Raw genomic sequence first — 3854 nt, forward strand, 5'->3', positions numbered from 1 at the left:
GGCGAGCGCGGCGGTGCGCGCGGCGATGCCGAGCGCGTCGAGCAGCGCGCGCTGCGGGATCAGCGGATGCGCGACGACGCCCTCGCTGACGGCGGCCTCGGCGAGCGCGGCGAAATCGACATGCGCGGTCAGATCCTGTTCGCCGGGGGCCTCGAGCGGATCGGCGAAGCCGTGGCGGTGCAGCGCCTGCAGCGTGTCGCCGCCGAGCGGGCCCGCATAGCCATAGTCGATCGCGAGCAGCGCGCCGCCTTGGCGCGCGATCCGCGCCGCCAGCTCGCGCATCAGCCCGACCGCAGCGGGCGCGGTCTCGATCGTGTCGGCGTCGCGCAGGTTTTCCGGGATCACCGCGTCGAAACGCTGTTCGCCGAGCGTGGCGACGAAGCGCTCGCCGTCATAGGCCACCATCCGCTCGCGCCAGCCGTCGCCGGTGCGCACCAGCTGGCGGATCGGCAGCGCGTCGAAAAACTCGTTGGCGACGATCAGCAGCGGCCGGTCGTCGGGCAGCGTCGCGAGGCTGTCGTGGTGGACCGCGGCCGGCACCGCGGCGCGCTGACGCTGGGCGAGCACGGGGCTGGTCTCGACGAAGTGGACGTCCGGGGTCAGGTCTGCCTTGGCCATCGCGCGCAGCGCGTCGGCGGCGAGCGTTCCGCGGCCGGGGCCGAGCTCGACCCAGGCGACGGCGCCGCCGCCCGCACGCATCCACAGGTCGGCGCACCACAGCCCGATCAGCTCGCCGAACATCTGGCTGATCTCGGGCGCGGTGGTGAAGTCGCCGGCGGCGCCGAGCGGATCGCGCGTCGCATAATAATGCGCATTGGCGAGCGCCATATAGTGGGCGAGCGGGAGCGGTCCGCCGCCCGCGATCAGGCGCCGCAGCCGGTCGGCGAGGGGGAGGGGCATCGGCTCAGGCGACGCTGGCGGTCCCGGCGATGGGCTCGATCCGCACGCGGCGCGCCTTGGCGGTGAACAGCAGATACAGGCCGAAGATCAGCATCGGCAGGTCGAGCAGCTGCCCCATGTGCAGCGTCGTCGAGAAGAAGGTGCCAGCGAACTGCTGGTCGGGCTCGCGGAAGAATTCGACAAAGAAGCGGAACGCGCCATAGCCGGTCAGGAAGGTGCCGGTGAGCAGCCCGGGCAGATAGCGCGCGGTCTTCGAGCGCCAGAACATCAGGCTGAGCAGTACGAACAGCACCGCGCCCTCGAGCGCCGCCTCATAGAGTTCGCTCGGGTGGCGCGGATAGGGGCCGGCGTCGCCGGGGAAGACGATCGCCCAGGGCACGTCGGTCACCTTACCCCACAGCTCGCCGTTGACGAAATTGGCGATGCGCCCGAAGAACAGCCCGATCGGGGCGACCACCGCGATATAGTCGGCGAAGCGCAGGATGCTGAGCCCGTTCTTGCGGCAGAAGAAGACGATCGCCAGCGCCACCGCGAGCGTCGCGCCGTGGAACGACATGCCGCCCTCCCAGACTTTGAGCATGTCGAGCGGATGCTGGAGATAGGCGGCGAAATTGTAGAACAGGATGTAGCCGAGCCGCCCGCCGAGGATCACCGCGAGCGTCGCCCAGAACACGAAATCGTCGACATGCCGCCGCGCGACGGGGGCGCCGGGCTGCGCGATCAGCTTGAGCATATAGCCCCAGCCGAGCAGGATCCCGGCGATATAGGCGAGCGAATACCAGCGCAGCTGGAAGAAACCGATCGACAGCGCGACCGGTGACAGGCCGAGCGAGGTCCAATGCGTGTAGGCGGCGGGGTCGACGGGCGGCAAGGCGATGTCCTTCTCGTGTGCGGCACTCCTTATCGTGCCGGGACGGGGACGGGAACCGGGGATTGGGGGGTGGATCGAGCGAGCCCACCCCTTCGGGGGAGGGGAGAATGGCCGCGCCCGCTCTCAAAAAGGGGTAGGAGGCGGGCGCACCTCCGGACGCGCGCACAGACGATGAGGCAGACGAGCCCCTCCCCTTCAGGGGAGGGGTCGGGGGTGGGGCGCATCCGCGGGCGCCGTCCCCGATAGCGAGGCCCCCCCCCCGCCCCCCCCCCTGCAGGGGAGGGGAGGACGGCCGCGGCAAGCTGTTTTCATACCCCACGGCACCGCTCGCCTCGCGCGTCGTTGGGCGCTAGGACATGACCATGCCCCCCGACCATCCGCCGATCCCGTCGCCCAAGATCGGCGTGCTGCTGACCAACCTCGGCACCCCCGATGCCGCCGAGACCGGCGCGGTGCGGCGCTATCTCGCCGAATTCCTTTCCGACAAGCGCGTCGTCGAGATCCCGCGCGCCGCCTGGCTGCCGATCCTCCACGGCATCATCCTGCGCACCCGCCCGAAGAAGTCGGCGCATGCCTATGGGCTGGTGTGGACCGAGGAGGGCTCGCCGCTCGCCGCGATCACCCGCCGCCAGGCGCTGGCGCTCAAGGACGCGTTCGGGCCGGGCGTCGTCGTCGACTATGCGATGCGCTACGGCAAACCCGCAATCGCCGACCGCCTCGCCGCGCTCAAGGCGGCGGGCTGCGAGCGCATCCTGGTGGCGCCGCTCTATCCGCAATATTGCGCCGCGACGACCGCAACCGCCAACGACGCCGCCTTCGCGACGCTCGCCGCGATGCGCTGGCAGCCCGCGCTGCGCACGCTGCCGCCCTATCATGACGATCCCGCCTATATTGCCGCGCTCGCCGCCTCGGTGCGCGCCGCGGTCGCCGCGCTCGATTTCGTGCCGGATGCGATCATGACCAGCTTCCACGGCATGCCGCAGCGCACGCTCGAGCTCGGCGACCCCTATCATTGCCATTGCCGCAAGACCGCGCGGCTCCTGTCCGAAGCGCTCGGCCAGGAGCTGATCGTCGCCTTCCAGTCGCGCTTCGGCCGCGCGAAATGGCTCGAGCCCGCGACCGACCTCACGCTCGCCGCGCTGCCCGCCAAGGGCATCAAGCGGATCGCCGTACTCACCCCCGGCTTCTCGGCGGACTGCATCGAGACGCTCGAGGAGATCGCGATCCGCGGCCGCGAGACCTTCGTCGAGGCGGGCGGCACCGATTTCGCCTGCCTGCCCTGCCTCAACGATAGCGGCGAGGGTATCGCCATGCTGCGCACCATCCTCGCGCGGGAGCTTGAAGGCTGGGTGGCGCCCGCATAGGATCGCTGCAACCAACAGGGAGAGGCGAATGACCCGCGTAGCGATCGTGACCGGCGGCACCCGAGGCATCGGCGAGGCGATCAGCATCGCGCTGCACGGCGCCGGCGTGAAGGTGGCGGCAAGCTATGGCGGCGACGACGTCAAGGCCAAGTCGTTCACCGACAAGACCGGCATCCCCGCGTTCAAATGGGACGTCGCGGATTTCGACGCCTGCCATGAAGGCGTCGCGCGCGTCGAGGCGGAGCTCGGCCCGATCGACATCGTCGTCAACAATGCCGGCATCACCCGCGACAGCACGATCCTGAAACAGAGCTACGAGCAGTGGAAGGCGGTGATCGACACCAATCTCGGCGGCTGCTTCAACATGGCCAAGGCGACCTTCCCCGGCATGCGCCAGCGCGGCTGGGGGCGGATCGTCAACATCGGCTCGATCAACGGCCAGGCCGGGCAGTACGGCCAGGTCAATTACGCCGCGGCCAAGTCGGGAATTCATGGCTTTACCAAGGCGCTGGCACAGGAAGGCGCCAAATTCGGGGTCACGGTCAACGCGATCGCCCCGGGCTATATCGACACCGAGATGGTGGCGGCGGTGCCCGAGGACGTGCTCGAGAAGATCGTCGCGCGCATCCCCGTCGGCCGGCTCGGCCACGCCTCCGAGATCGCCCGCGGCGTCGCCTTCCTGGTCGCCGAGGAGGGGGGCTTCGTCACCGGGTCGACCT

Annotated in this window: 4 protein-coding genes; 2 read left to right on the forward strand and 2 right to left on the reverse strand. The window is 69.9% G+C overall.

What is annotated here, in order from left to right; all coding sequences use genetic code 11:
- A partial coding sequence (locus tag Q0326_RS14465; RefSeq protein WP_298691712.1) for an SAM-dependent methyltransferase occupies nt 1-900 on the reverse strand: 900 nt, incomplete at its 3' end.
- Between the two features lie 4 nt (nt 901-904).
- Nucleotides 905-1771: a prolipoprotein diacylglyceryl transferase gene (gene lgt, locus Q0326_RS14470; protein ID WP_298691713.1), complete on the reverse strand. Its 867-nt coding sequence runs from the start codon at nt 1769-1771 to the stop codon at nt 905-907.
- A 356-nt stretch (nt 1772-2127) separates the two neighbouring features.
- On the opposite strand from lgt, the gene hemH reads away from it, so the two are divergent.
- On the forward strand, nt 2128-3135 hold the full coding sequence (gene hemH, locus Q0326_RS14475; protein ID WP_298691715.1) for a ferrochelatase: 1008 nt from the start codon (nt 2128-2130) through the stop codon (nt 3133-3135).
- 28 nt (nt 3136-3163) lie between these two features.
- The coding region (phbB, locus tag Q0326_RS14480) for an acetoacetyl-CoA reductase (protein WP_298691717.1) at nt 3164-3854 on the forward strand (691 nt) is incomplete at its 3' end.

Origin of the sequence: uncultured Sphingomonas sp. (assembly GCF_937859915.1) — a bacterium.
GTDB lineage: Bacteria > Pseudomonadota > Alphaproteobacteria > Sphingomonadales > Sphingomonadaceae > Solisphingomonas.